General features: G+C 31.4%; 6 protein-coding genes. 2 read left to right on the forward strand and 4 right to left on the reverse strand.

The features are described from left to right. Positions 1–211 precede the first annotated feature (211 nt). Positions 212–1,261 (reverse strand): AraC family transcriptional regulator, encoded by a 1,050-nt coding sequence (locus tag Q0L29_RS10305; RefSeq protein WP_296621423.1) that lies wholly within the window; start codon positions 1,259–1,261, stop codon positions 212–214. 412 nt (positions 1,262–1,673) lie between these two features. Here Q0L29_RS10305 and greB point away from each other — a divergent pair, with 412 nt between their 5' ends. Then, the gene (gene greB, locus Q0L29_RS10310; protein ID WP_296621415.1) at positions 1,674–2,207 is read left to right on the forward strand and encodes a transcription elongation factor GreB; all 534 of its coding nucleotides are present in this window, start codon (positions 1,674–1,676) and stop codon (positions 2,205–2,207) included. An 85-nt stretch (positions 2,208–2,292) separates the two neighbouring features. Here the strand turns inward: greB and Q0L29_RS10315 are convergent, their stop codons facing one another. Both Q0L29_RS10315 and Q0L29_RS10320 read right to left on the reverse strand, forming a co-directional pair. Further along, positions 2,293–4,239, reverse strand: coding sequence for a DUF4365 domain-containing protein (locus tag Q0L29_RS10315; RefSeq protein ID WP_296621416.1), 1,947 nt, complete (start codon positions 4,237–4,239; stop codon positions 2,293–2,295). Positions 4,240–4,399: 160 nt separating this feature from the next. Further along, positions 4,400–4,549, reverse strand: coding sequence for a hypothetical protein (locus tag Q0L29_RS10320; RefSeq protein ID WP_296621417.1), 150 nt, complete (start codon positions 4,547–4,549; stop codon positions 4,400–4,402). 328 nt (positions 4,550–4,877) lie between these two features. Between Q0L29_RS10320 and Q0L29_RS10325 the strand changes: the two genes are divergently transcribed. Next, complete coding sequence (locus tag Q0L29_RS10325; protein ID WP_296621419.1) at positions 4,878–5,822, forward strand: hypothetical protein; 945 nt, start codon at positions 4,878–4,880, stop codon at positions 5,820–5,822. A gap of 5 nt (positions 5,823–5,827) precedes the next feature. Here the strand turns inward: Q0L29_RS10325 and Q0L29_RS10330 are convergent. Next, a partial coding sequence (locus tag Q0L29_RS10330) for a DNA cytosine methyltransferase (RefSeq protein ID WP_296621421.1) occupies positions 5,828–6,221 on the reverse strand: 394 nt, incomplete at its 5' end.

Genomic DNA, 6,221 nt, shown 5'->3' on the forward strand with positions numbered 1-6,221 from the left:
CCATTGATAAAACCAAGGCCGACAAAGAAGGTCCAAGCAAGAACACATCCACTTATGATGGCAATTCTTTTTAATTTTTTCATTTCGTTTGTTTTAAGGTTTGATTACTAACTGAGGCAAAGAAATCACTGTTAAATGGATTCTAAGTACGATTAGACGAAAGTCGAACCCTTTTTATGAAATAATGCTGCAAACGATAAAGGCGACACTCTTAAACCGATTGTTTTCTGAAGATGGAAGGCGTAAGTGAGGTGTTTTTCTTAAAGGCGGTATTGAAAGAAGATTTTGAATTAAAGCCTACTTCATACATAATCTGTTGAATAGTAAGCTCGCTTTCTTGGAGTAGCTTTTTAGATTCTTCAATTCGATAGTCATTAATGAAATCGAAAAAATGCTTTCCGATCTTTTGATTTATTAATAAGGACAAACGCTTAGCTGGGATCTCAGTTTTTGCAGCCAAATCCTGTAGCGTTAATGCTTCTTCCAGATAAGGTTTATGGGAATTCATATAGTTATATAATTGCTCTACTTCTTCTTGAAGCTGAGCATCTTCGGCTATCATATTCTTTTTAGTATCTGCAGCGTTTTCATTAACTCGAGTGAATAATTCCGGATTTCGCATGCTGTTGAGTACAAACCATGAGGCTGCAGCCAACCCAAATAAAGCTATTCCTAAATTCAATGTTGGAAACCTTTGGAATTCATTTAAGGCTTCAAAAACACCCCGAATAAGTACAATAGTATTGCCTATAAGAAAAAGAATAGCGATCGTCATGAGCCATTTATAGGTTTCACTTTGAAGTGAATGATATTTGAGGTGAATGCGTTTGTACTTTTGGAGTGTCAATAAAATAACCCCAATATATACATAGTATTGTAGCTGTACAGCAATTATATACACTATTTCAAGCTTTTGATAGACTCCAAAAATGGAAAATAGTAGGATAAAAATTATAGCGGGTAGGCTATGCCAGATTATTCTTGCATCTAATTCATAATCGCTAAAACAAACCTTCTTGACATAGAAATAAAAAAGAGGCATTTGAAGTAATCCAAGTGCCAATCGAACTTGATTAAAGAATAGATGATTTCTATAAAAGTCTCCCAAAAACTGTCCTGATAGATCAATAGAAGTTATCAGAAGGAAAGAAGCGAATAAAATGTTGCCCACCCTGTTCTTTGACCTATGAAGGACTAAAAAAGCAGTAAGAAGAAGGAATAAAAAAACACTGATTAAGCTTATACTGGAAACTCCGTTCATATCGCTCAAATGTAAATGAATTTCAATAAAAATTTGTTATAAACCGTACTCATTTGCCATGGCCCTGCTTCTGTATGATGATTGAAATTCTAGTTAGTTTTCAGATTTGAAATTTTCTGAAGAATAAGCAGTGATTTCACCCTAATTTAAAAAATCGTTTTTGTGAATGCATCTATTCCCACTATGGAGATTAAATAATTCTACTTTTTTAAATATCTGATACAATTCTCTAGCTATATATTTAGTAAGTGAAGCAGTGCATTAAAAATAACAGTAAACTGAAGATTTGGTGCAATAAAAATAGACTTATACCTAGGACTAAGAAAATTTTTATTGTTTATCCATTGATTACTCAGGATATTATTCCTCAATCTATTATTTTTCGACTGCGCTATAATAAGATCATCTAAACATGAGACGTAAAATTCCAGAATCAACACTGCCTAAACTTAATCGTTCGCAAATGATTACTGCTGATGGATTACAAAAATTGCGAGAAGAGCATGATTATTTGTGGAAAGTTGTACGTCCAGATGTTACGGCCAAGGTTTCGTGGGCCGCCAGTTTAGGCGACCGATCAGAAAATGCTGATTATCATTACAATAAAAAACGCTTACGTGAAATTGATAGTCGCATTCGTTACCTACGCAAATGCATAGATAATTTTAAAGTAATACATTATCATCCTCATCAGGAAGGCAAAGTAATGTTTGGCGCCTGGGTGGAAGTTGAGAACATTGATAGAGGACTAAAAAAACGACTACGTATTGTCGGATACGAAGAGCTTATTGGCAATAAAGATTATATTTCGATGGACTCACCTCTGGCACAAGCGCTTTTAAACAAAATTGTAGGTGATGAAGTCATTGTAAAAACTCCTGCCGGTGAATTCAACTGGCGAATACTTAAGATTGAGTATGAACAAGGTGGTGCATCTGATTTCTAAACTCACCTCTCTCCCATTTATTTTGGCTAAAACCTTACCACCATGCAAAGCATGGCGGCAATGAGGGTACAATAATATAAAATAATTACATATACTCCATTCTCAAATTAATTAAACCATTGGCACTTTTTGATATTACTATTTCATTTGGTTCTTTATAGTCTTCAACAAGATTATCTAATAAATCAATTAAATATTCAATACTTTCTTCATCTGTAAATTTATTATTTGAATTAATCTCTATAAGATGATTTTGAATTTCATCAATTAATGTTAGTCCACAGTAGAAAACTGCCGTATTTATAACATAGCCAATAAAAGGAAATAATTGTGGGGTAAACAAATATGACAATATAGCTTCTTTCCAAGCGATTTTATCATATTTAATAATAATTGCAGTCATAACAAACCCTATAGGAATCATCAAATTCTGATCATTTACTGTAACATTGTTCTCTTTATCAATTTTTCTAAGTTCATATGCATAGTTAAACCAAACTATTGGTGATAACATATCAAAATCAATAAGCGCTTTTTCTAATTTATCTAAAAAATCTTCATTATTATTTAGATTCTGCGGATCTGCTAAATCATTTGCTATCTTTGATTTCCTTATTTGTATTTGAGGAAAACCACATTCAATTAATGTAGCTAAGCAAGTAAATTTAAGATGTGCTTCCTGAGTATTTACTTTTTGAGCTGGAGCATATAGAAGGAATTTATCATATGCTTCCATTGCATCACCATATTTACCTGTAAATAATAAAGCATCACCATAAAAAAGTTGCAATAAAACATCATTTGGGTTAATTTTTAATGCACGTTCAAAGGCCTTTAAGGAGGCCTTATATTTTTGTGAATTAAATAAAGTATTGCCAAGTTCTCTTAAAAAGTAATCTTTATTATAATAAGCCGAATTATATTTTCTTGATTTATTGAAATGATAAATTGCTTCCAAATTTCTTCCATGATTTCGATATAAATTACCTAAATTATAGTGATTTAAAGCTATGCGGAGAGATTTCTTTTCAGTTTTAGCAATTTCTAATTTTTTTAGATAAAATTCTTCTATTGCATCCAAGATATCTGGATCATTACTTCCTATAAGGCTGATCAAAATCATTGCAGTAATAGCTTCAATTTCTGGGTCTTTTACAACAGAAAGTATATTAAAAATCTTTCTCAAATTAGTTTTAGCATACTGTTGATTTAGTATTTTAGGAAGCAAATTAGCAAATATTTCCTTTGAATAAGTGATACTATCCCAAAGGCTCTCTTTCTCTATTACCGTTTGAAATAGATCAAATTTTTTAGCATTTCCTAGGATAATAAGAACTCCCAAATAAATTAGATTTTTAATTTTAGTAGGTTCTGAATCTTTCAACTTATCACATGAAAAATTTGTACCCAAATAGTCTCCAAGTGAAAGTATAATTAAATTATTTTCCAAGTATATTTTGAGGAAAGAAGATGATGAATTTTCTTTACTTTTAACTTTAAGAATTGAACTTGATTCCTCTATTGAGTTTCTTAATTTTCTTTTAAATCGAAGAACATCATTTGATTTTGGAATTAGGCTACATGAAATAGGTAATTTATAATACCCTTTAACGGCATCATCATGTACCCTTAAATATTTATTTATTTCAATTGGGGTCAATTTAGTGTCCCATTGATATGGTAGATTAATTGTTACGGTTTTATTAGATTTATTAATATGAAAAAAATATAAAGTATTAGCCCATTCATAATAAAAAAGTTTTGTTATACTTGAATACCTTATGATAATTACTGGTAAAGAGTACGAGAATAGTTGCCTCAGTTTATTTTTGGAAAAGCTAAACTTGTGATGATGTGCTTTAATCGATGAATCTGTAGCCTTTAACTGAATCCAGAAAACATGACCAGTTGTTTTTCCTTCACTTGTGAAAATCTCAACTTGAAGATCTATGCCATAATCATGAGAATTTTCAGTAACTAACCATTCTTGGGGTAATATTTTTTTTAGTGAAGTTTTTGATTCATCTTCCAATATGTGACTTCTTGGTCTAGTTGTCATGAGATGTGTTTAAGTATTGATTTGAATGCATCCAAGAATATTTGAGTAACTGGAATATTTCAAATTGGTTCCAATATAAATCATACTACAATTAGTTCACTTTGTTTTAATAATTCCTTGTATAAGAAATATTCTAATTCTTACAACCATTCTTCCCACAAGTAATTCTTTCACTTGTATTCAACCAATGACTAGGATGACCATTAGTATTTGTTCCACATCCGGTTGTTCCACCTTTTGATCCTTTATGTACTTCTTGAGTTGGGGTATGTTTTACAGGCATGATATTTAGGTTTAGTTAAAATATTAGTTTTTCTAATCTAGCACTTTTAGTTTAAATAAAAAAGTAGGCTTAGATGAAGCATCTATTTTATTAGATAAAAATTACATCCAATGCCCCTAGCGGGAGGATTTTATAGTTCACTCCCCTACTCCAACAATTTAACCCCAAAACATCCTTTAAACAACTTTATTAAACTATAACCTCAATAATTCCTAGTTTTCAGCTTCTATTTTATCATTAATTCAAATTTTAACTTTAGAGATTTCTACTTATAGCCTACAGCAGGAAGCATTTAAATTTTTATATTCGCAATCAAATATGAAATATAATGTATAATTCAATACCTGAATATTTAAGAAAACAATCTGTTGAAAGCTGTTTTGAATTGTCCGCTTTTAGGAATGGATGGCCAATATGGAAAAGCGAAATTCAAAACTATATCGGAAATACTCCACAGGGATCTGATATTCTAAATATTGGAGACAATCTATCTTCAATATTTGCAACAACAGGATCCTCTGGAAGATCACAGAGCGAAGTTTCAGGTGGTGGATATGGTTGGGAAGGATTAATTTGTTGGTATCTTAATATTTGTCTAGTGGGAAGTAATGCTGTTGCTCTACGAAAAATAAGTGATTTACCTGACCCATTAAGAGATTCTATATCTGTCAATTATGGTAATTTTAAAAGTAATACGGAATCAGATATAACAATAGTTGTATTTCCAAATAAATTAGAATTTACTAATGATAAAGATAATTTAACAATTCATGACCAAAGAGGAAACGTAATTCCGAATCTAAGCCGAGGTAATTATAATTGCAAAAAAATACTTAATAGGCTTGCTGAGCTTCATTTTGATGATTTTGAAATTGGTATTATTCAATGTAAAACAAACTGGAACGATAATTCACAAATTCCAATGCTATGGAGTATGATATATGAAGCGACCGCTTTTGCAAGCACTTCAATTTCTGTGGGCAAAAATGGATTTACAATTCATGATTTAGCAAGATTCAGTTATTCTTTTTGTACTGTTCCGACTAACTCTTTGGATAATTATAAACAGAATTCTACTGCTGTAAATAGAGTAAGAAATCTTACAGGTGGAAATTATTGGGGTTACCCATCCAAAAGTGGTATAGCAAGTTCTCTTAAGGAAATATTTAATAATAATTTTCGCAATGCTTACCACGGTACTAATCAACGGTCACAATTGAATAATGCAATTCAAAGTTTATCCAATGATCTTCGATATTTTGATATTTTGTAATTTGCTTACTTAATATTTTTAAGGATTTCCACTCCTATCGCTCTTGCCATTAAAGGAGGAACAGCATTTCCCACAAGTGTAAATTGAGGCACCTCATTTTTTCTATTATTCCCTCCAGTTGAACGTTTACCTTGAAATACAAAAGTATCATCAAAAGACTGAAGTCGAGCCATTTCTCGAACTGTTAAAGCTCGTGGAGCCCTATAATGTACATAATCGTCAGGTATTGTCATTATAGTTGAGCTCTGTTCATCGGGTTTCAATAGATTATAGTTTCGCTTTTGAGATCCGACTCCTTCTTTTTCTAGACGCTCTTTAGCCAGCTTATAGCTACCTGCTTCAATTATAATTTGAAGACGTTTTACAACATCGTCATTTTGCTTACTTGTTCTATGGTTA

This window comes from Marivirga sp., assembly GCF_024636815.1.
In the GTDB taxonomy this organism is placed as follows: domain Bacteria; phylum Bacteroidota; class Bacteroidia; order Cytophagales; family Cyclobacteriaceae; genus Marivirga.

Bases quoted from the DNA above. Each gene is read 5' to 3' on its own strand.
- Q0L29_RS10305 (WP_296621423.1), bottom strand. From the start codon at position 1,261: ATGAACGGAGTTTCCAGTATAAGCTTAATCAGTGTTTTTTTATTCCTT.
- greB (WP_296621415.1), top strand. From the start codon at position 1,674: ATGAGACGTAAAATTCCAGAATCAACACTGCCTAAACTTAATCGTTCG.
- Q0L29_RS10320 (WP_296621417.1), bottom strand. From the start codon at position 4,549: ATGCCTGTAAAACATACCCCAACTCAAGAAGTACATAAAGGATCAAAA.
- Q0L29_RS10325 (WP_296621419.1), top strand. From the start codon at position 4,878: ATGTATAATTCAATACCTGAATATTTAAGAAAACAATCTGTTGAAAGC.